Genomic DNA, 21,400 nt, shown 5'->3' with positions numbered 1-21,400 from the left:
AAATCGGAGGCAAGACGATGCGTAAACCAATTATTGCAGGTAACTGGAAAATGTTTAAAACATTTGAAGAAGCTATACAATTTGTAGATGCCGTACAGGATAAACTTCCTTCTAATGAGAAAGTAGACGCCGTAATTTGTGCACCAGCACTTTACCTGCCTACACTGGTGCAAGTTGCTAGTGAATCAGAGCTAGCTATTGGTGCTCAAACGATGCACTATGAGAATGAAGGTGCCTTTACTGGTGAAATTAGTCCTGCACAGCTAGCAAGTGTGGATGTGGATTATGTTATATTAGGTCACTCAGAACGTCGCGAATATTACAATGAAACTGATGAGGCTATTAATAAAAAAGTAGCAGCAGCACTCGCACATAATATTGTACCGATTATTTGCTGTGGTGAAACGCTAGAGGAACGAGAAGCGGGAACGACAGAGCAAAAGGTTGCGGGCCAAATAAAAGACGCACTTGCTGGATTTGAAGCGCAGCAAGTAGAGCATATGGTCATTGCCTATGAACCAATTTGGGCAATCGGTACAGGTAAAACGGCTACAGCAGATGATGCCAATCAAGTTTGCGGAGCGATTCGTTCGGTCGTTGAGGAATTATTTGATGCTGCAACGGCCAATGCAGTTCGCATCCAATACGGTGGCAGCGTTAAACCAGACAACGTTCATGAGCTTTTATCAAAAGAGCATATAGATGGAGCCTTAGTTGGTGGAGCAAGCTTACAACCAGAATCTTATTTAACATTATTGGAGGCGGCAGCAAATGCCTAAAAAGCCAGTAGCTTTAATTATTTTAGATGGCTTTGCATTTCGTGATGAAACATTCGGAAATGCAGTAGCACAGGCTAAAAAGCCAAATTTTGATCGATATTGGAGCCAATTCCCACACGCTACATTAACAGCATCTGGAGAAGCCGTTGGGCTACCAGAAGGACAAATGGGTAATTCCGAGGTGGGTCACTTAAACATTGGTGCTGGTCGTATTGTTTATCAAAGCTTAACACGCTTAAATAAATCGATACGTGAAGGTGACTTCTTTACAAATCAAGCATTTTTAGATGCGGTGGCACATGTGAAAGCTCATAATTCTAAACTGCATATTATGGGGCTGTTATCAGATGGTGGTGTTCATAGTCATTATGAGCACATGTTTGCTCTATTAAAGCTTGCAAAGCAGCAAAATGTAACTGACGTTTTCGTTCATGGCTTCTTAGATGGTCGAGATGTTGGACCTACAACAGCTTTAGACTATATTGAAGAAACAGAAAAACAAATGTCTGAAATTGGAATAGGTCAATTCGCATCTATTCATGGTCGTTACTATGCAATGGACCGTGATAAGCGATGGGATCGTGTCGCTCTTACGTATAATGTACTGGTAGATGGCGTAGGTCAAACAGCCGAAAGTGCAAAAAGCGGTGTAGCAGCATCCTATGAGCGTGAAGTGACAGATGAATTTGTCATTCCATTCAGCATTCAAGAGCATGGAGAGCCGGTGGCAACGATTGGTGATAACGATGCGGTCATTTTCTTTAACTTCCGTCCTGACCGAGCTATCCAATTATCAAAAGTATTCACAAATGAAGACTTTGATGGTTTTGCCATATCCGCCAAGCATCCAAAAAACTTAAAATTTGTGTCCTTTACTCATTATAGTGATGAAGTCAATGCACAGATTGCTTATGAAAATGACAACTTGAAAAATACGATCGGTGAAGTGTTAGCGATGAATGGTAAAACACAACTTCGCATTGCCGAAACCGAAAAATACCCACATGTCACTTTCTTTATGAGTGGTGGACGTGAGGAAAAATTCTTAGGTGAAGAACGTATTCTAATCGCATCTCCAAAGGTTGCCACATACGATTTAAAACCTGAAATGTCTGCTTATGAGGTGACAGAAGCCTTACTTGCAGAAATTGAGGCTGAAAAATTTGATGGTATTATTCTTAACTTTGCCAACCCTGATATGGTAGGTCATAGTGGAATGCTTGAACCAACAATTAAAGCCATTGAAGCAGTAGATGAATGCTTAGGGAAAGTAGTAGATGCACTCCTTGCAAAAGGTGGAGCAGCTATTATTACAGCTGACCATGGTAACTCTGATGAAGTGGTAACACTAGCAGGGCAGCCTATGACAGCTCATACAACAAATCCTGTTCCAGTGATTGTGACAAAACCAAATGTTGTTTTACGAAATGGTGGTATTTTAGCCGATTTGGCACCAACCATGTTAGAATTATTACAGGTGTCACAACCTACTGAAATGACAGGTCAATCATTAATTGAAAAAGAGGAGAATTAATTATGCCATTTATTACACAAGTTTATGCTCGCGAAGTTTTAGATTCACGTGGGAACCCAACAGTAGAGGTTGAAGTATTTACAGAGTCAGGCGCTTTCGGACGCTCAATCGTACCATCAGGTGCATCAACAGGTGAATACGAAGCTGTAGAATTACGCGATGGTGACAAATCTCGTTACCTAGGCAAAGGTGTATTAAAAGCAGTTGAAAATGTTAACACAATTATTGCGCAAGAATTAGAAGGTAACTATTCAGTTCTTGACCAAGTTGTTATTGACAAAGCTTTAATAGAGCTAGATGGCACAGAAAATAAAGGTAAGCTAGGTGCTAATGCAATTCTAGGTGTATCCATGGCAGTTGCCCATGCTGCGGCAGATTATTTAGATGTACCTCTTTATCAATATCTTGGTGGATTTAATTCTAAACAATTACCAGTACCAATGATGAACATTTTAAATGGTGGAGCACACGCAGATAACAATGTTGATATTCAAGAATTCATGGTTATGCCTGTTGGTGCAGAATCTTTCCGCCATGCACTACGTATTGGTGCTGAAATTTTCCACAACTTAAAGGCAGTCCTTAAAGATAAAGGCTATAACACAGCAGTAGGTGACGAAGGTGGTTTCGCACCAAACCTTGGTTCTAATGAAGAAGCGATTACAGTTATTTTAGAAGCTATTGAAAAAGCAGGCTACAAACCAGGTGAAGAAGTGAAGCTTGCAATGGATGTAGCTTCATCAGAGCTTTTCAATAAAGAAGATGGTAAATATCACTTAGATGGTGAAGGTGTTGTCAAAACTTCAGAAGAGATGGTTGATTGGTACGAAGAGTTAACAAACAAATACCCAATCATTTCAATTGAAGACGGCTTAGATGAAAATGACTGGGCTGGACACAAGCTATTAACTGAACGTATTGGTAGTCGTGTTCAATTAGTAGGGGATGACCTATTTGTTACAAATACAAAAAAATTAGCTGCAGGCATTGAGCAAGGTGTAGGAAATTCAATCCTTATCAAAGTGAACCAAATCGGTACATTAACAGAAACATTTGAAGCGATCGAAATGGCGAAACGTGCAGGCTACACAGCAGTTATCTCTCACCGCTCTGGTGAATCAGAGGATGCAACAATTGCTGATATCGCTGTAGCAACAAATGCAGGTCAAATTAAAACGGGTGCTCCATCTCGTACAGACCGCGTAGCTAAATACAACCAACTTCTTCGCATCGAAGATCAGCTTGGTTCAACTGCTGAATATCTTGGTTTAAAATCATTCTATAACTTAAAATAAGCATTTGTTTTAAGTTATACACAGCCTTTTTATACATTTTGAACTTTGTACATTTAGGTGAAACAACTGTATGGCTACAACCTCTGATTTATAAGTGTGATAAACACTTATAGATTGGAGGTTTTTTTAGTTGCTTAACAAAGATTTATTAAAAGAATTTACATTTGAATTACAGCTTTAAAATGAAGCAATCAGAACAACATATTTGAACGAGTTTCAGGAGGTGAAGACATTTCTAAAAAATATATCACTTGGTAAAAACCATTAACACTATAATTCAATTGTTGAGGTCGTTTTCCACGTATTTGGTGGCAGAAGAATATGTCACATTAATAGAAGTATACGATTTTAACACATAGTTAACCGCGGAAGCAAAGTCATGGGTCGCTTTGTTTGCAGATATAGCCATTAGATGTTCAGAATTAATAAATTTAGAAGTGGATTAGATGCAAGAGACAACAAGAGTACCTGCCAACTTTGAGGTTATGTTTAGTCATAAAATTGAGTATATGGAAATTTCTCTAGTAAGGGAGTCCTTGAGTTTTTCCAAGTTTTTCGGAAAAATACGACAAAACAAATGATGGACGTGGTCGATTTTGACAACATAGAATAGCGGACGTTAAGTAGTATCCATTGAACGCTATTTCAATATTTTGTTATTATTAAACTAATTACATAAAATAAACCAATTATAATAATAAGTGAGGTTTAATAAGATGCAGAGAAAAACCAAATCGGCTATTGTCATTATTGCAGTATTGGTCATTTTTGGAGGGATTTTTGGTTACTTCAAATTCACGGAACCAATGGAGAAACCTACGCCAGTAAAAGAAAAAGCAATTGTTGAAAATGCTGGAGTAACGCTTGATGATAAAAGAGTTACAAAAGAAGAATTACTTTATCCTGACAACTTAATAGAGCACAAAATGAACGAGGCTATCCATAGCATGTCTCACCAAAAGGTTGAAGCTAAAACAAAATGGGGTCATACGCAAATAACACAGGCTAAAGTTGACCGATTGTTGGAAATTTCCAAAGAAAGCAATTATAAATTTAGAGAGCTTTACATTGAAATATTGGAAAGATGGTCAAAAGGTGATTTTTCTCATGCTGTAGAAGATCATAACGCAATTTGGGAGATGCAAGGAGGTGACGAGTCAGGAAATTCAGGGAAAGCTATTCGTTTGTTGACTCCTGCTGAAGAGCAAGCTTATATTGAAAACAATTTAACCTATGACCTATATGATAAATAGCGCCCAATAATGAGCACCATTTTTTATGTATACGCCATTTTAGATTTGTTATCATAAAAGTAATGACTAAAATCCTCCAATCTTAAGATAAAAAAATAATCAGAGGAGGTTTTCTATATGAAAATTCTTGAGACCGAACGACTTATCCTGCGCTTACAAACAACGGAAGATGCGCTATTTATTCTTGAGCTAGTGAATGATCCCTCGTGGATACAATTTATTGGTGACCGCGGTGTGAAGACCGTAGAGGAGGCAGCTAGTTATATAGAAAATGGGGCAATACGTATGTATGAGCAATTTGGATTCTGCTTATATGTAGTTGAAATAAAAGAAAATCAAACCCCGATTGGGATATGCGGTTTTGTCAAAAGAGAAACGTTAGAAGATGTAGATATTGGTTTCGCGTTTCTCCCTGATTATTGGGGAAAAGGATACGCCTATGAAGCAGCGTCTGCTGTATTAGCCTATGGTTTAGTTACACTAGGATTTAATCGAATTGTGGCTATTACTACCCAAGAAAATTATGCGTCAGCTAAATTACTCGAAAGAATAGGCTTACAGTTTGAAAGAGACATCCAATTTTCCAATGACTCTGAAGAACTTAGACTTTTCTCATTAAATGGTGAAAAAAGCAAATGAAACAAAAAAGGTCAGTCTGTAGTGAATGAACACTTCAGACTGACTTTCCATTAGCTACTATAGATTATTGCTGTGCCCAATATTTATCCATATGCTGGTCTAAATAAACCCAGCCCTTCCAGCCAATATGAATCGTATCCATAATAAAATAAGGATCATACTCATGGTCTGTAAAATCAACATAGTCGACATCGGCATCCTTTAATAGTTGTGCCATCTTCTCATAATATTGTTGGCGTCGTTCCTTAGGATAGCCATTATAATCATACCAATAACCGTTAACGGGAATAGAGATAAATAATGGCTTAGCACCAGCATCCTTTAACACATCCATAACTAACTGAAAATCCTTATACTCAGGAGACTCCGTATAATCTTCATGCTTTCTCATGTCCTTAAACTTTGAAAAATTAGCGTTCACCAGTCGTTTAAAAGCTCGATTTTCAATCATATATTCATTGGAGACTCGTTTCTCCCCATAGGCTTCAGCATGCTGTATTTGCTGTTCAAAGCTTTGGTCTGTAACAAGCTTATCATTATTTTTTAAAGGATGCCCCTTCCGAGGAAATAGCGAATAGTAGAGGTCCTTTTTCTCTAGTAATTCCTTATGAAAGCGACCGGCTACCATAGCCATACGTCCAGTAACTGGATGTTTTTTGCCATTAGACATTTGATATTGATACATCGTTTTTAAGAGACGATCTCGCTCAACGGTATCAAATTCTAACAAGCGTTCCATAGCCTGTTTACGAAGATCAGCATCCATGTCATCATTAAACGCTAAGTCATAGGCATGTAACATAGAGTAATTCGGTGAAAAATGGAATTCACCCATGCCTTTTTCCGTAAACCATTGCGGTGAAATAATAAAGACTAATTTTTTGCCCGCTAAATTTTTCTCTTGCGCAGCAAAATTTAAGAAATGCGTAATGGACTGCATCCCCCCACGACCAATCATAAATGTCGAATACGGAGCGTCTGTTGCTCGCGCATAATTATAAGGATGAAACGGGTCAAACCGATTTAATTCAGAGGAACCGTATAAAGGCATGGAAGTAGGTTCCTGTAACATTCGCTCCTGTAAATACGTACCTTGAAAGACGAGTGGGGACATGTTTGTTTTGGCTTGCTCCACATCATCTTCTGATATCCAGGCTTTAATCCATGAGTTTGGAAAAAAGACAAAGCCAGTAAACAGGGCAAAGGCAATAAATAGTGATAGAAAGCCTTTTTTTATCATTGTCTTTCAGCTAATTTCCCTGCAATACGATTCGGCGTATTCCATTCTTCTCGATTAAAATCAGTGATAGGTACAGAAATATTAAAGCGATTCTCAATTTCCACTAATAAATTAATCGTACCAAAAGAATCGAGAAGACCTTCCTCGAATAGATCGATATCTGGGTTTTCTACAATAATTTCATCTTCACATAACTCCACTAGCATTTCTAAAACTTGTTGTTTATCCATTAATAATTCTCCTTTATTGAACAGGCTTTATTTGTAGAAAGCCTTTGGTTAAAATAATTTTCCTGAAAAAATATAGAAGCCAAAACATACGGCATTGAAAGTGATAAATACACCGATGGCATGGGTCCATTTATTTTTGGGCCAAAGCTTATGCTTTTTATTCCAGCGTTCGAATTTATCAAAGCTAATAATTAATAAAGCATGATAGAGACCATAAACGACAAAATGCCATTCAAGACCATGCCAAATGCCCATTAAAAAGAACAGTAAAAAGAATCCTATATATGAAATGGTGAATTTATTTTTCAACCATTTTTTCTTCGTCATCCAAAGTACAAAGCGCATATAGACATAATCTCTAAACCAGAAGGAAAGACTCATATGCCAACGATTCCAAAAGTCTTTAATATTGCGACTGGCAAATGGACGGTTAAAGTTAATAGGTGTTTGAATGCCCATTATTCGGCTCACACCCACTGCAAATGCACTATAGCCTGCAAAATCAAAGAATAAGTAAAAGCTATACATATACATATACGCCAGTTGTCCCTGGAAAGGTGTCAAATAGTTATACGTATGATTTGGCAAATAAATAAGTGTGTAGTTGTAGATTAAGTATGCCAAAATAAATTTATATAAAAAGCCTACAAAGATATAGTTAATGCCACTTAATAACAGCTTTTGATAGTCTTCCGAAGTGGGAACCGAATGAAAATCCTTTGTAAAACGGCGCCAACGATCGATAGGACCGGATGAAACTGTAGGAAAGAACAGTAAAAAATAGGCCAATTCTGCGATAGAGATTTTTTCCTTCATTAAGCCATCGCGTGTTTCTAAAATCATTTGCACAGCTTTAAACGTAATGTAGGACACACCTAGAAAGCCAAATAAATGATGCAGTCCAAGGATAGGCAAAACCTTCACTAGTACAAGCGGCAAAATCGACAGGAGCACGGCCATGACAAAAACGGGTCCATTATTTTGTCGTAGCCTATAGCGTTGATAGGCTGTAATCAGGATTATTTGAAAGACTGTAAACAAAATTAACGAAATTGATCCGTTCAATGAGTGTCCGAAGATAAGGGCTAAAACAATCAACGAAACAAATAAATTATAATGCTTCGCAGACTTACCACGTAAACCTAATAGGATGGTAGGTAGCAATAATAGTCCAATAATGAGAAAGAATGCTATATTTCCATAAGGCGTCATACTGTTTCCATAACCGCCAATCCTTTACGATCAACTTTACCATTTGCGTTTAGCGGTAAAGCGTCCATATATTTAAAAGTTCTAGGAATCATATAGGCTGGTAAATATTCCGATAATAGAGCCTTCAATTGCTTAGTCATTTTGAAAGCAGAATCTGCTAATGGTTCACGCAAAACGATATGAGCATTAAGAGAAACAATTTCCTTATCCTTATAAACAGGAACCACTACGCAGCTTGAAACAGGTGGTAGGTTACTAATTTGTTTCTCAATCTCCTCGATTTCTAAGCGATAACCATGTAGTTTTACTTGGAAATCCTTACGACCTAAAAAGAACAAATAACCATCCTGCTCATAGCCCATATCTCCAGTTTGATAGATGCGATGACCATCTACAGTCGGAAAGGCTTTAGCTGTTAGCTCGGGTGCTCCTAAATAACCTGCACTAACCGTTGACCCCGAAATGACAATTTCTCCATCATCTAATAAAGACACGTTCGGCTCAGAAATGGGTGCAATCGGTAATTGCTCAAATTGTTCTAATAATGCTTTGGTTACCTTTACATAGGATACAGCGACAGTCGTTTCTGTAGGCCCATATAAATTATAGATAGTAGCCTGTGGAAACCGTTGCATAAGCTCTTTTATGACGGCTATTGGTAAAACTTCACCACAGAATAAAAAGGTATCTAATGCAGGCATGAGCTGTTGCTCCCATTCCTTGTTCATTAAGCACATTTTGGCAAAGGAAGGGGTAGACGTCCAAACACGCGTATTGGACAAAGCTAATGAGTCAAATAATGCTCGCGGGTTGGCGATTTCTTGTTGTGTAATTGCGTAAAGCGTGTGTCCTCCTACAAGAGCTGGGTACAAATCCATTACGGATAAGTCAAAGGAATAGGGTGCTTGATTTAAAAATACACCTGATTTCTGTAAGGGAAAATGCTCCTGCATCCAAGTAACAAAATGGGCTAGATTATTGGCAGTTATTTGGACACCTTTTGGCTGCCCAGTTGAGCCAGAAGTGTAAATAATATAATGAATGTCCTCCTGCTGCACCCAGTCTCTTGTTGCCGGACTGTTTGGGAGGGAGGGTGAGTCTAACACGTCGCTCACTGCAACGACAGGTATGTTTGTGAGCATCTGTAATGGCTCTGTCGTGAATAGTAAACCAGCCTTCGATGCCTCTAAAATTAACTGTAATCTTTCAGAGGGTGTAGACGAGTCAACTGGTACGTATGGATGGCCTGCTTTTACAGCACCCAAAAAGGCAACAATCTGTAAAGGGGACATATGTCCATAAACGACAATTGGTTGCTGTCTCTGCAAATGATGGGTCATGATATAATCGGCTATACAATCCGAAAAATGCCAAAGCTCACCATATGTTAAGGAAGCATTATGGGTTTGATAAGCAGTTTTTTGTGGCTGTTGGATGGCCACACGTTCAATAGCTGCTAAAATACTTAACATCAGTAAAACTCCTTTATTTAAAATTCCGTATATATAAATGGTCCAGCGTTCATATCATGAAAGCCATGTATAAGAAACAATAGTACCAAAACGATTAAATAAAATAACGTGAATCCAATAAAGCGTAGATACTCATTATTTTTGATGGATTGCATTTGTCCACCTCCATTGAAAAAAAGTATAGGATTAAACTTTCAAAAAATACTAATTTACTAGTTAAAAATCCTTACCTTATGTTTTTAACACTGATTTGACGGAATGTGGAGAAAAATGTTGCTGGATTAAGGTGAATTCAGTAAATCATAAGATTAATTTAAGGTAAATTTAAGGTTTTGGGGGAATGTACATAAGTTACAAACGATTGGATGGCTATTTTTATGTAAAAAGGGCACGAACATAAGGGAATAATCTCAACTTATGTTCGTACCCTTGTCTTTATTTCACTGCATTAATAACTTTTTTAGAAACATAAAATTCAGAGCCATTGTAGACATTTATAGTATTGAATGTATGTGTTTTTGTTGTATTCTTTGAAGCTTGTTCATAAATCATGGTGTTTTTATTGACAGGAATTTTCACTGTCACATCCGCCTTTTGAGCAATGAAGATTGGGTTTTCTTTATCGGATAGATCTATTTTAGTTGTAAAACCTTTCTTTGTGAATGCTTTTGTCGCTGGCACATACAAATCATCTGTTAATGACTTCAGATCGAAGCCCATAAACTGCGCCATTGTATGAGCTACATCTGTATTTTCAACAAGTCCAGTTAATTTAGAAGGACCAAATGAGTAAAGAAATACATCTTCACCCGTATGACCGCCTGTTGTATAACCAATGTTTGCACGGTTTGCTAGCATTTTTACCATTTCACTGCCTACATCTTTAGCAGATTTTAAAGTTGAAAGCTCGTCCTTTGTCAATGGATCTAATCCATACAGAGCAGCTACCTCCACTAAGTTGGAGCGGTCTTCTTTTAGTTGGCTTAAAGCCCCTTCAACGGTCATGGAAGCCTTTTTCAGCGGATCAATATAAGCTGAAACAGGAATGCTTGAATAGGTACTAGTCGTATTGGCGTTCCCCATTGTAATTCCGCTATTCCCATGGTCTGTGACAGCAATAACTAATGTATTACCATCTTCCTTCGCAAAATCAACGGCTTCTTTTACCGCATCATCAAACGACAATATATCACTAATAATACCGATTGTGTCATTGGCATGTGCAGCCCAGTCTACCTTACTACCTTCAACAAAAAGGAAGAAGCCGTCCTTATCCTTTTTAAGCGTGTTGATTGCTTTATTCGTCATTTCAGCAAGTGTAGGCTCAGATTTTCTAGTTTTGGCACGATCTAAATCATATGCCAGGGCACTTGGTGCAAAGCTGCCCCAAATTTTTGATGAGGGACTATTCAATAACTCATCACGAGTATGCACTAAATCATATTGATGATCTTTTAATACCTTCAATAAATCCTCGCCGTCCTTGCGGGCATTTTTAGAGGTACCAGGTGTCAGCGATTCTAAGCCTCCACCTAGGACAACGTCAATATTTTGGTAAACCTGTTGTTCGGCAATATCTCCATATTGGCTCCTATTATTAGCATGTGCAGAGAAACCAGCAGGCGTGGCATGTTGAATTTCAGAGGTAGAAATCAAGCCAGTAGCTTTTCCCTGTTGTTTAGCACCTTCTAATACATTAGCTACGGGTCTAAACGCATCCTTTTTATCTATTTGCGCTAATCCAGGTGAATTAATCTCAGAAGGGAGTACACCTATATATTTATCATTCGATTTATTGCCCGTAGCTAACGCAGTAGCGGCAGGGGCAGAGTCTGTTATGGCTGATTCAGCAGAATATGTGCGCATCGCACCCGATAAAATTTCATCCATTGCTAAGCTCTCACCTTTATACCAACGGGAAAGTGTTACAGCATTATTACTGCTCCCATCCATCACCAGCATGATGACATTTGTCGGTTTCTTTACTGGAGCTGCTTGTACATCTTGCTGTGGAATACTGACTGCGGATAAAGTCACTGCACTTGCTAAAAACAATGAAGCCCATTTTTTTGCGTATTTCATGAATTTCCTCCTTTAGGTGAATGATCAACTGTAAGTGTAAAGGAAGGGTGTAAAGCTACTGTTAAAAACTTGTTAATAAAATATGGTAATACTGTAAATGTGAAGAGATAGCGGTGTATTAGCCAACTGAAGGTGAGGGGGAGAATCTGTGAGGCAGTCGCACAGATTCAACTTAGACTTACAAATTTTGTTGATGCTTGGAGCCGTCAAGCGTTTCGTAATACAAAATACCATCCTGGATGTTTAAGTTCAGTACCTCGTCTTCGAATAATACTTCCTCGGACCCGTCATGGACATTTATTTTTGTTAAATAGCCAGCATTATCATAGTCACTACAATAAATAGATTGTTGGTCAGTCACTAAATAATAGCAGGCAGTGTCTGTAATCTGCTTATTTTCATTTGTCGTTAAGTCGTAAGAATAAACGGTACTATCACTCATGCTGTTATAATAGATCACATGATCTACTGTGTTGGCATACCACATATCATGCATAAAATCATAGTCATTACTAGTAGCAGCAAAATAGTTTTCATTAGCCCATAAATGATCTTGGCTTAGTTTTTCATCATTGACCAAAAAGTATTCGTAGGAAATTGTAAAAGGCTCAGTAGGAGCAACGTCATTCCAGGTTGTATCGAGATGATACCAATTGCCATCAACATTGACTAGATTCCAGGCATGTAACTGATCCTCACTATAGCCATAAACATACTTCGCATCGAGATCAGATGCTGTTAATAGGCGGTATGTTAGTAAAGCATAGGCCTGACACACAGCAGTTTTTTCATTAATTAATTCGAAAACCGATTGACCCTCAGTAGAGCCCTTTTCCGTATAAGTGGCTAACTGTACAACATAATCATTAATGACTTTAGCGCGATCAAAGTCTGTCATATCTTTGGTAATATATTGATTGGCAAACATCTCTACATATTGGTCTACCTTTTGTTCCTTCTTGGCATCGGTTAAATATTGAATGGATAATTCAACTGAATAGCCATTATCGGTTTCCCAAGCTACCCATTCATAATATAAAAAATACCCAGCAGTATAAGGGTCAACAAAGGTAATCAGGTTATTTAAGTCATTCAACTGTACTTCAAAATCCTCAAAATCAAGCTTCCCAGTATAAGAAATCTCAAAGTGCTCTTCAAATTGAGCAACCTGCTTCTCCACTTTTTTCGCAAATTGTAGTAATGCTGGATCATCCTTAAATAAAGTGGTCGAAAATAAATCGGTAGGTGAAAATGAATCAGATAATGCTTTGCTTTCTGGCATCTTTACTTCTGCATTTGTTTCACTTGTTTCATTTGTTTCTTCTAAAGTTGTCATTGTGACATCCTCTTCTTCTTGTAATAGGATGTCGATTGCCTTTGAGCATGCTGTAAGAAAGGGAATGGTGCAGCATAATAAAAGCAACAGTACTATTTTTTTGTTCAATCGTTAAATCCTCCAATAAAATATCATTTTTTCCATTATAATCTAAAATTAGAGGGGGTGTTATCCACAAATAGTCGTATAATTCGACAAATAGAAATACGTGAGGAGGAAAAATTCCTACTAAACAGAAAGCTAAGTTTGTCATGGCACCCTTTTTTTGTTATAATATAGTCTGTTGTGATGTTTCAAAGTTCGGGAGGTGCAGTGAATGCATACAGTAGTATTAGTTTCATTAGTTATCGTATCATTAGCGTTGATCGTTGTGGTATTACTTCAATCTAGTAAAAGTGCAGGCTTATCAGGTGCCATCTCGGGTGGAGCTGAGCAACTATTTGGAAAGCAAAAAGCGCGTGGTATGGATTTAATCCTTCACCGTGCAACAATTGTGTTAGCTATACTATTCTTTATTTTAGCAATCGCTATTACAAAAATCTAATAGTTGAAGATATATCGCCTAACCACATTGGTTGGGCGTTTTCTTTTATCATAACCGAATGGGAAATTTTATCGATGGAGTAAAAATTGATATGTAAACTTATAGCCAATGTTATTCTCGAGGCATAATGGAGAGGGCTATAATGGGTATAGTATATATGAGTGTTTTAGGATGAAGGAGTGCTTACCATGAACAAATCATTATCGCAGCCATTTTTCTTTCAAGCAGGACCTCGTGCCGTTTTATTACTACATGGCTTTACAGGTAGCTCGGCAGACGTACGAATGCTTGGTAGATTTTTAGAGAAAAAAGGGTATACTACTTTAGCACCTCACTATAAAGGTCACGGTGTGGAACCTGAAGAACTAATCACAACAGGTCCAGCAGACTGGTGGCAAGATGTCGTGGCCGCCTACAAACAGTTACAGGATGCTGGCTATGAAGAAATTGCTGTTGCTGGCCTTTCATTAGGCGGTGTAATGGCATTAAACGTTGCCTTAAATAACCCTGTTAAAGGAATTGTTACAATGTGTGCACCTATGACTATGCGTACTACTGACGTCATGTTTGACGGTGTTTTGAAATATGCTAAAGACTATAAAAAGTTCCAAGGTAAACAGGAGGAACAAATCGAAACCGAAGTAGCACTCATTGCTGAAAAAGGCATGCCATCTCTTCAAGAGCTACGTGAATTTATTGTGCGTACTCGTCAAGAAATTGACATGATTTATGCCCCAATTTTTGTTGTTCAAGCTACAAATGATGAGGTAATAGAGACAGAATCTGCCAACATTATATATAATCAAACTGAGTCACTTGATAAGCATATTAAGTGGTATGAAAACTCAAAACATGTTATTACATTAGATCAAGAAAAAGATCAATTACATGAAGACATTTATCGCTTTTTAGAAAGCCTAAATTGGGCACAATAAAATTATAAATAGGATTTTCTCATGAAGGAGGGAATATGTATGAAAGACCAAAAAGATACACTACAAGGTCGGTTACTTGTTTTTTTCGGCCAAGATGATTACGAGCCATTAACTGTCGGCGAAATCGAGGATGAATTCGGCTTTGAGGATGCGGAAGAATTTAAGGAGCTTGTCAAAACATTAGTCCGTATGGAAGGACAAGGCTTAGTTGTTCGTTCTCGTTCCAATCGTTATGGCCTACCAGAACGTATGAATTTACTAAGAGGTAAATTTATCGGTCACGCGAAGGGCTTCGGTTTTGTAGCGCCTGATATGGAAGGCATGGATGATGTATTCATTCCACCACATGAAATTAATGGGGCTATAAATGGCGATATCGTTCTTATTCGTGTGTTAAAAGAATCATTTGGTGACCGCCGTGAAGGGACCGTAACAAAGGTCGTTGAACGTGGTCAAACAAGCTTTGTTGGCACATTCCAAGCTAACCGTGGCTTTGGCTTTGTTGTCCTTGACGATAAGAAGCTACCAATGGATATCTTTATCGCAAAAGGTGATACATTAGGCGCGGTTGATGGACACAAGGTTGTGGTCGAAGTAGCAACTTGGCCAGAAGATTTAAAATCTGCTACAGGTTATATTACAAAAATTTTAGGACATAAAAATGATCCAGGTGTGGATATTTTATCGATCTTATATAAGCACGATATTCCACCCGAATTCCCAGACGAGGTCATTGCTGCTGCACAACGAGTGCCAGATGACATTACAGAGGCTGATTTAGTAGGTCGTCGTGATTTACGTCATGAAACGATTGTGACAATTGATGGGGCTGACGCTAAGGACTTGGATGACGCAGTAACCGTAACAAAAAATGTAGATGGTACTTATAAGCTTGGCGTACATATTGCAGACGTTAGTTATTATGTAACGCAAGGCTCTGTCATTGATCTTGAAGCCTATGACCGTGCGACAAGTGTTTATTTAACAGACCGTGTTATCCCGATGATCCCGCATCGTCTATCAAACGGCATTTGTTCATTAAATCCGCAGGTTGATCGCTTAACACTATCCTGTGAAATGATTATTGACGCGAATGGAAATGTTATTGCACATGAAATTTTCCAAAGTGTTATTAAAACAACTGAACGTATGACGTATAAGGATGTCTACAAAATTCTAGAAGAGCAAGATGAAGCGTTAATGAAACGCTACGAGCCACTTGTACCGATGTTTAAAAATATGGCAGAGCTGTCTGGCATATTACGTCGTAAACGCGAATCGCGAGGGGCCATTGACTTTGACTTTAAAGAATCCAAAGTGATTGTAAATGAGGAAGGTTGGCCAGTTGATATTGAGCTTCGTGAGCGTACAGTAGCAGAAAAATTAATTGAGGATTTCATGCTAGCTGCCAATGAAACAGTAGCGGAGCACTTCCACTGGATGAATGTACCATTCCTATACCGTATTCACGAAGATCCAAAGCCAGAAAAGCTTCAACGCTTCTTTGAGTTTGTTACGAACTTCGGGATTTTAATTAAAGGTACAGGGAATACGGTGCATCCTAAAGCATTACAGGATGTCTTAAAGGCGATTGAAGGTATGCCAGAGGAGCCTGTTATTTCAACGATGCTGCTACGCTCGATGCAACAGGCAAAATATTATCCGGAAAGTCTAGGTCACTTTGGTCTATCAACGGATTTCTATACACACTTCACATCACCAATTCGCCGTTATCCGGACTTAATCGTACACCGTTTAATTCGTACGTATTTAATTAATAAGGATACTTCTCGAGAAACGGTCGCTCAGTGGGGAATGGCAATGGATGAAATTGCCGACCACACATCAGAGCGTGAACGCCGTGCGGTTGATGCAGAACGTGATACAGATGCTTTGAAAAAGGCACAATATATGTCAGATAAAATTGGCGAAGAATTCGAAGGAATCGTGTCATCCATTACCAACTTCGGTATTTTCGTGGAGTTGCCAAACACGATTGAAGGACTTGTCCATATTAGCAATATGACAGATGATTACTACCGTTTTGATGATCGTCAAATGATTATGATCGGTGAACGTACAAATCGTCAATTCCGTATTGGTGATGAAGTAACAGTCCGTGTGGCCAATGTCATTATTGAGGAGTCATCCATTGACTTTGAAATCGTTGGAATGGTAACTTCATATGGACGAACACGCAAAGCAGCGCCAACGGTTATCCACGCACGTAAAAATTATAATGACAACAAAGGTGGACGCAGTAGCAGAAGCACACGTAGCGATGACGAAAAAGGAGGGCGTGGTGGCAGCCGTAGAAGCAGTCGCCATGAGGAGGAAAGCGGAAGTCGTAGTACAAAACGCGGAGAACGCCGTGAAGGTGATCGCGACCCACGTGGACGTCGCAAAGATGACTCCAGCAGCCCAGGTCCTAAAAAACGCATGAAACAAAAGCAAAAATTCTATGAAGGCATTGCAAAGAAAAACAAAAAGAAAAAATCAAAACGTAAATAAGCATGCGCGAAAGTGTCCTAGGAAAGGATGCTTTCGCTCAAGCTCAACCTTTAAGTAGAGGGTGAATCAAAATGGCAAAAGGTTCAGGAAAAGTATTAGCACAAAACAAAAAAGCTGGACATGATTACTTTATTGAAGACACAATCGAAGCAGGCATGGTACTAACCGGCACAGAAATCAAATCCATCCGTGCAGGAAAGGCCCAACTAAAAGATTCTTACGTTCGAATTACAAATGGCGAAGCATGGATTAGCAATATGCATGTCAGCCCCTTCGATCAAGGAAACCGTTTCAATCACGACCCACTGCGCGCCCGCAAATTGCTTCTTCATAAAAAGCAAATCGGCGAGCTAGTCGGTGCCGTCAAACGTGACGGCTACACGATTGTGCCATTGAAAATGTACATCAAGGACGGCTATGCCAAGCTCTTAATCGGTGTCGGCAAAGGGAAAAAAGACTACGATAAACGTAACGACATGCGCAAAAAAGAAGCCAAACGCGAAATGGAACGTACCTTCAAATCCAAAAATCAATATTAAGAGATTAGGAGAAAGCTCACCTAGTGGTTGGTGAGCTTTTTTACTTTGGCTAGGAGGGTGCTGGAGGGCGAGGTGTGCGGGTGAGACAGATAGGGGCGCGAAAGTGATGGATAAAAGTAAGAATGGGGTGGATAAAGTAGAGAAAGTGGCGGATAGAAGTTAAAGGTGGGGGATAGAACAGGGAAAGTGAAGGATAGAAGTTACAGTGTGGCGGGTAGGACAGAGGGATGGATAGAACTTAAAATGTGGCGGATAGAACAGGGAAAGTGACGGATAGAAATTAAAAAGTGGTGGATAGGAGAGGGAAGTGATGGATAGAAGTTAGAGTGTGGAGGGTAGAGCAGAGAAAGTGATGGATAGAATCGAGAAAGTGACGATGGAATCGAGAAAGTTGCGGATAAAAGTTAAAATGTCACGGATAGCCTCTAAGTCCAAGCCTTATGTTTCCTACTAAAGCGGGACACTTGAACTATCGCTCATTATGTTCTATAATATAAATTACTGATTGCCAGATTTCATGGAAGCGTACTTTTAAGCTCCCACCGTACTAGAAGCAATTCTAGCTCTTTGTTTGAACGAGGCTCAACCGCTTCGATTCATATATCAAGGGGACGTTACGGATTCGACAGGGATGGTTCAAGCTTTAGTCGCGCGTCGGAGGGCTCGGCTCCGTCATCAACGACAGTTATATAATAACTGGCAAACAACAAAACTTAGCTTTCGCAGCGTAAGCTCGTAAGCGCTCTGCCTCTCTATCGCCCATGTAGAGAACGTGGGGCCCAACTTTAGTGGGATACGGTCGATGGTGCCACCTGAGTCATCGTCAAGAGATTTCCAGGTTAGCGTACAGGACGCCTGTTTGTCGGCATAATGTTACGCGAATCGTAAATAGGCAAACTACACGCGTAGAAGCTGAAGTATTGGAGTCTTTGGACGCGGGTTCGACTCCCGCCGTCTCCATAATACGATTTCATTGGATTTCAATGAACGTCAAAACCCTTGTATATCAAGGGTTTTTTATTTTGTCTATGTCATATAGTTTCATTGAGTATCAAACGAACGTAGTCAAAAACGTAGTCAAAGCGTAGTCGCTCAACTACATTTCAATGTAGCTGGCGAACTTCTGTATAGCTTCTTCTTTCGCTTTCTTCGTAACGTGTGCATAGATGTTCATTGTCGTTTGTACATCACTATGTCCTAAACGATCCTGCACTTCCTTTATACTAGCACCCGCTTCAAATAACAATGAACAATGTGTATGTCGTAAACCATGCGTCGTAATAGCACCTAGATTGTACTTCTGTTGTACATGTAATATCCACTTACGAGTTTTCGTTGGCTGTAAATATTTATTTTGTTCATTACTAAACACAAGCTGCTTAGGTTGCATTGTATTGAAGCCTAGTATTAAATAATCCTGCTTCTGCTTTTTCTTCCACTCTTTTAATATGGCCATTGTTTTATCGTCCATTTTAATAGTACGAGCAACACCTGTTTTTGTAGATTTTACATATAGCTGATTATCTTTTCCTCTTGAAAGGGCCTTATTAATGCGTAGCTCGTTTGTTGTGAAGTTTAAGTCATTCCACGGCAGTGCCAATGCTTCACCTTTACGCATTCCGCTAAACGCTAGTAAACGGAATAGGGCAAACGCTTTGTAGTTACTCTCTTGTTCTAAGCATGTAAGGAATTGAATAAGCTGCTCACGTGTGTAGAAGTTTTCATCTTCATCATCATTGGTAACGCTAGTTTTCTTGGTTAGATTAGTAGGCATTTCTACAAGTGCAAAAGGGTTAGTTTGAATGAATCCACGCTTCATAGCAAAATCTAATACTTTAGCGGCGTATGATTTTGCTATACGGAACTTCTTCAATTTTCCCGCCCACTCATTGACATGCTTTTGACATATGTCCACCGTGAGCTTTTCAATTTTGTACTTCCCCATTGCAGGCAAAATATGATTTTTAAAAATGCCAGTCGTTTTTACGAATGTACTTTCCTCAACCGTATTTTCATACTGAACAACCCACAAATCGTAAACCTCTTGATATGTTTCAGCACGCTCTTTTTTGTACGTACCATTTGCTACATCAAGCTTTAAACGTGCAAGTGCTAATTCAGCTTCTTTACGTGTTTTAAAGCCACGTTTCATTGTGCGCTTCTGTTTACCGGTTAATGGATCAATCCCTAAATAGGCTGGGAACTCATATCGTGTTTCACCGTTTTTCAGCTTATAGCTTTTGATAGGTGATACTTTCTTTTTCGTCATAGTATTTCCTCCTGAATCAGTTGCGGGGGCAAATGATTAAAAAGAGGATTTACCTCATGATTATTATAACGAATCATACGGTAAATCCCTACCATTAATTAAAAGCTATGTTCTTGAAAGAAGCGGTCAATCTCCTTACGTGATATACGCTTTACACCATCAATTTCACATACTTCTAAACCGAGCGTGCGGTATTTCATAAGTGTGTTATACGATACACCAGCGTATTTTGCTCCTTCTTTTAACGACAGCCACCCACTATCAACAAATTCATGATGCGCAGCCTGTAATGCCTTTTGTACGGCTTTTATAACTATTTCTTCAATCTCAGTTGTTGTTAAATTTACATTCATTTTTAGATACTCCTCTTTCATTTAATCCCCGCAATTTAATTGCTGTTATAGATTTATACGAGGCGAAAAGGGCATTGTTAAATACAATTTGAATCTGTTTTTAATTCATAGCCCATAAGAATATCCCATTTTTTTCTTTTAATTAAGTACGCTTTTAAAAATAGAGGATAGAATATGTTAAAATTATCTAAACGACACACACTTGAAATTAGACAAAAGTGCTCGTGTATTTCAACCTATATAAAAGAGTATTTTCGATGAAAGATGTAAAGACAGTATTTTTGCTATCTAGGAGGTTTTTAATTTGCATACTCACGGTGAAGTACAAAATGAAGTAGTACATGAACATATCGTAATGAATTCAGATTACGACAAATCAGGAAAAGTTATTGAATTTTCAAGACTAGAAAAATATGTTGTAAAAAAAGTTTACTGTGGTAAATGTGAAGAATGGATGGAAACAGATAGTCGTGACATTATAACTGATTATTTATGTCCTAATTGTTGTACAAATTGGAAATGATATTAACCCGCCACTTTAAATCAAAAAGCACTCAAAATGATAATATATTTACACGCAATTATAAAATGACAACAGCTAAAAGCAGTTACTAGAACACTTATATGTTTTAGTAGCTGCTTTTAGTTTTGTCCTGATGAATGAAAAAACTTTTAAAAATGATTTAACTCTGCTAAACAGTCCTCGTATAAGGCATATGTGAGCGAATATAACGACTTTATATAGTGAACTTACAAAACGATTTAACTATGTAATTTAGCTTGCGTATAAGGAAATGAAGGAGATGAAGCAGCATGAAAATTTACAACTAGTAAGTATCATTCAAATACGCTGTAAACTTCATTTAAATTATGTTTGATAAATACTTTAAAAATAATTTAACTCTGCTAAATATACCTCGTATAAGTCATTAACGGAGGTGAAGCAGCATGGAAGTTTACAACTAGAAAAGTATTATCGACTAAGCGTAACCTTTCAATGGAAATGAATTGTTATAGCTTGTCAAATCAAATTCAATCACTGAACGAATAAAAAGTAACGTTTTAATAGGAATCTTCTAAATACCCCCCCGGTGCCTACTAAATCAAGTATTAGAGTGGGATTGGGCGGGAGCTACGTGATACCTATGAGAAATTTTTCGTGAAAATTGATGCGGAT

19 protein-coding genes and 1 other RNA gene are annotated in these 21,400 nt (G+C 38.5%); 11 read left to right on the top strand and 9 right to left on the bottom strand.

Going from position 1 to position 21,400, the window contains the following annotated elements; genetic code table 11:
• Positions 1–17 precede the first annotated feature (17 nt).
• The 5 genes from tpiA to AC3CH7_RS18495 all read left to right on the top strand — a co-directional run bounded on the left by tpiA (position 18) and on the right by AC3CH7_RS18495 (position 5,500).
• Positions 18–779, top strand: a complete 762-nt coding sequence (tpiA, locus tag AC3CH7_RS18515; RefSeq protein ID WP_488381819.1) for a triose-phosphate isomerase — start codon at positions 18–20, stop codon at positions 777–779.
• Positions 772–2,313, top strand: a complete 1,542-nt coding sequence (gpmI, locus tag AC3CH7_RS18510) for a 2,3-bisphosphoglycerate-independent phosphoglycerate mutase (protein ID WP_031417784.1) — start codon at positions 772–774, stop codon at positions 2,311–2,313. The genes tpiA and gpmI overlap by 8 nt, the downstream gene beginning before the upstream one ends.
• 2 nt (positions 2,314–2,315) lie before the next feature.
• Entirely contained in the window at positions 2,316–3,608 is a 1,293-nt protein-coding gene (gene eno, locus AC3CH7_RS18505) for a phosphopyruvate hydratase (RefSeq protein ID WP_012292248.1), read from the top strand.
• A gap of 716 nt (positions 3,609–4,324) precedes the next feature.
• Entirely contained in the window at positions 4,325–4,861 is a 537-nt protein-coding gene (locus AC3CH7_RS18500; protein WP_031417783.1) for a DUF6241 domain-containing protein, read from the top strand.
• A 117-nt stretch (positions 4,862–4,978) separates the two neighbouring features.
• Positions 4,979–5,500 (top strand): GNAT family N-acetyltransferase, encoded by a 522-nt coding sequence (locus tag AC3CH7_RS18495; RefSeq protein ID WP_488381818.1) that lies wholly within the window; start codon positions 4,979–4,981, stop codon positions 5,498–5,500.
• Between the two features lie 64 nt (positions 5,501–5,564).
• On the opposite strand, the gene dltD is transcribed toward AC3CH7_RS18495, so the two are convergent.
• The 7 genes from dltD to AC3CH7_RS18460 all read right to left on the bottom strand — a co-directional run bounded on the left by dltD (position 5,565) and on the right by AC3CH7_RS18460 (position 13,180).
• Positions 5,565–6,740: a D-alanyl-lipoteichoic acid biosynthesis protein DltD gene (dltD, locus tag AC3CH7_RS18490; RefSeq protein WP_031417781.1), complete on the bottom strand. Its 1,176-nt coding sequence runs from the start codon at positions 6,738–6,740 to the stop codon at positions 5,565–5,567.
• On the bottom strand, positions 6,737–6,970 hold the full coding sequence (gene dltC / locus AC3CH7_RS18485) for a D-alanine--poly(phosphoribitol) ligase subunit 2 (RefSeq protein ID WP_012292252.1): 234 nt from the start codon (positions 6,968–6,970) through the stop codon (positions 6,737–6,739). The genes dltD and dltC overlap by 4 nt, the downstream gene beginning before the upstream one ends.
• A gap of 48 nt (positions 6,971–7,018) precedes the next feature.
• Positions 7,019–8,182 (bottom strand): D-alanyl-lipoteichoic acid biosynthesis protein DltB, encoded by a 1,164-nt coding sequence (gene dltB, locus AC3CH7_RS18480; RefSeq protein ID WP_031417780.1) that lies wholly within the window; start codon positions 8,180–8,182, stop codon positions 7,019–7,021.
• A complete protein-coding gene (gene dltA / locus AC3CH7_RS18475) occupies positions 8,179–9,654 on the bottom strand; it encodes a D-alanine--poly(phosphoribitol) ligase subunit DltA (protein WP_012292254.1) in 1,476 nt (491 codons plus the stop codon). Before dltA ends, dltB begins: the two co-directional genes overlap by 4 nt.
• Positions 9,655–9,671: 17 nt before the next feature.
• A complete protein-coding gene (locus tag AC3CH7_RS18470; protein WP_004228095.1) occupies positions 9,672–9,809 on the bottom strand; it encodes a teichoic acid D-Ala incorporation-associated protein DltX in 138 nt (45 codons plus the stop codon).
• A gap of 280 nt (positions 9,810–10,089) precedes the next feature.
• A complete protein-coding gene (locus AC3CH7_RS18465) occupies positions 10,090–11,736 on the bottom strand; it encodes an alkaline phosphatase (RefSeq protein WP_012292255.1) in 1,647 nt (548 codons plus the stop codon).
• A gap of 178 nt (positions 11,737–11,914) precedes the next feature.
• Complete coding sequence (locus tag AC3CH7_RS18460) at positions 11,915–13,180, bottom strand: transglutaminase domain-containing protein (protein ID WP_200990637.1); 1,266 nt, start codon at positions 13,178–13,180, stop codon at positions 11,915–11,917.
• Between the two features lie 208 nt (positions 13,181–13,388).
• Here AC3CH7_RS18460 and secG point away from each other — a divergent pair, with 208 nt between their 5' ends.
• From secG to ssrA, 5 genes are all read left to right on the top strand, one after another.
• Positions 13,389–13,616 (top strand): preprotein translocase subunit SecG, encoded by a 228-nt coding sequence (gene secG / locus AC3CH7_RS18455; RefSeq protein ID WP_008173196.1) that lies wholly within the window; start codon positions 13,389–13,391, stop codon positions 13,614–13,616.
• Positions 13,617–13,804: 188 nt separating this feature from the next.
• Positions 13,805–14,551, top strand: a complete 747-nt coding sequence (locus AC3CH7_RS18450) for an alpha/beta hydrolase (RefSeq protein ID WP_012292258.1) — start codon at positions 13,805–13,807, stop codon at positions 14,549–14,551.
• 39 nt (positions 14,552–14,590) lie between these two features.
• Complete coding sequence (rnr, locus tag AC3CH7_RS18445; protein WP_447402550.1) at positions 14,591–17,062, top strand: ribonuclease R; 2,472 nt, start codon at positions 14,591–14,593, stop codon at positions 17,060–17,062.
• A 71-nt stretch (positions 17,063–17,133) separates the two neighbouring features.
• Positions 17,134–17,601 (top strand): SsrA-binding protein SmpB, encoded by a 468-nt coding sequence (gene smpB / locus AC3CH7_RS18440; RefSeq protein WP_012292260.1) that lies wholly within the window; start codon positions 17,134–17,136, stop codon positions 17,599–17,601.
• A 607-nt stretch (positions 17,602–18,208) separates the two neighbouring features.
• Positions 18,209–18,564, top strand: a transfer-messenger RNA (tmRNA) gene (ssrA, locus tag AC3CH7_RS18435).
• A gap of 133 nt (positions 18,565–18,697) precedes the next feature.
• Here ssrA and AC3CH7_RS18430 read toward each other — a convergent pair.
• Both AC3CH7_RS18430 and AC3CH7_RS18425 read right to left on the bottom strand, forming a co-directional pair.
• Entirely contained in the window at positions 18,698–19,870 is a 1,173-nt protein-coding gene (locus AC3CH7_RS18430; RefSeq protein WP_488381817.1) for a site-specific integrase, read from the bottom strand.
• 98 nt (positions 19,871–19,968) lie between these two features.
• Positions 19,969–20,223, bottom strand: coding sequence for a helix-turn-helix domain-containing protein (locus tag AC3CH7_RS18425; protein ID WP_328024007.1), 255 nt, complete (start codon positions 20,221–20,223; stop codon positions 19,969–19,971).
• A 304-nt stretch (positions 20,224–20,527) separates the two neighbouring features.
• Between AC3CH7_RS18425 and AC3CH7_RS18420 the strand changes: the two genes are divergently transcribed.
• A complete protein-coding gene (locus AC3CH7_RS18420) occupies positions 20,528–20,746 on the top strand; it encodes a hypothetical protein (RefSeq protein ID WP_488381816.1) in 219 nt (72 codons plus the stop codon).
• Positions 20,747–21,400: the final 654 nt, after the last annotated feature.

It is taken from the genome of Lysinibacillus sp. F12, from assembly GCF_057773605.1.
This window is presented reverse-complemented; position numbering and strand designations above follow the sequence as displayed.

What these genes read in the sequence shown, in the direction of transcription:
- AC3CH7_RS18425 (WP_328024007.1), bottom strand. Translation starts at nt 20,223, where the DNA reads ATGAATGTAAATTTAACAACAACTGAGATTGAAGAAATAGTTATAAAA.
- AC3CH7_RS18450 (WP_012292258.1), top strand. Translation starts at nt 13,805, where the DNA reads ATGAACAAATCATTATCGCAGCCATTTTTCTTTCAAGCAGGACCTCGT.
- dltD (WP_031417781.1), bottom strand. Translation starts at nt 6,740, where the DNA reads ATGATAAAAAAAGGCTTTCTATCACTATTTATTGCCTTTGCCCTGTTT.
- dltB (WP_031417780.1), bottom strand. Translation starts at nt 8,182, where the DNA reads ATGACGCCTTATGGAAATATAGCATTCTTTCTCATTATTGGACTATTA.
- AC3CH7_RS18500 (WP_031417783.1), top strand. Translation starts at nt 4,325, where the DNA reads ATGCAGAGAAAAACCAAATCGGCTATTGTCATTATTGCAGTATTGGTC.
- AC3CH7_RS18495 (WP_488381818.1), top strand. Translation starts at nt 4,979, where the DNA reads ATGAAAATTCTTGAGACCGAACGACTTATCCTGCGCTTACAAACAACG.
- tpiA (WP_488381819.1), top strand. Translation starts at nt 18, where the DNA reads ATGCGTAAACCAATTATTGCAGGTAACTGGAAAATGTTTAAAACATTT.
- AC3CH7_RS18430 (WP_488381817.1), bottom strand. Translation starts at nt 19,870, where the DNA reads ATGACGAAAAAGAAAGTATCACCTATCAAAAGCTATAAGCTGAAAAAC.
- eno (WP_012292248.1), top strand. Translation starts at nt 2,316, where the DNA reads ATGCCATTTATTACACAAGTTTATGCTCGCGAAGTTTTAGATTCACGT.
- dltC (WP_012292252.1), bottom strand. Translation starts at nt 6,970, where the DNA reads ATGGATAAACAACAAGTTTTAGAAATGCTAGTGGAGTTATGTGAAGAT.
- secG (WP_008173196.1), top strand. Translation starts at nt 13,389, where the DNA reads ATGCATACAGTAGTATTAGTTTCATTAGTTATCGTATCATTAGCGTTG.
- gpmI (WP_031417784.1), top strand. Translation starts at nt 772, where the DNA reads ATGCCTAAAAAGCCAGTAGCTTTAATTATTTTAGATGGCTTTGCATTT.
- smpB (WP_012292260.1), top strand. Translation starts at nt 17,134, where the DNA reads ATGGCAAAAGGTTCAGGAAAAGTATTAGCACAAAACAAAAAAGCTGGA.
- AC3CH7_RS18465 (WP_012292255.1), bottom strand. Translation starts at nt 11,736, where the DNA reads ATGAAATACGCAAAAAAATGGGCTTCATTGTTTTTAGCAAGTGCAGTG.
- dltA (WP_012292254.1), bottom strand. Translation starts at nt 9,654, where the DNA reads ATGTTAAGTATTTTAGCAGCTATTGAACGTGTGGCCATCCAACAGCCA.
- rnr (WP_447402550.1), top strand. Translation starts at nt 14,591, where the DNA reads ATGAAAGACCAAAAAGATACACTACAAGGTCGGTTACTTGTTTTTTTC.
- AC3CH7_RS18470 (WP_004228095.1), bottom strand. Translation starts at nt 9,809, where the DNA reads ATGCAATCCATCAAAAATAATGAGTATCTACGCTTTATTGGATTCACG.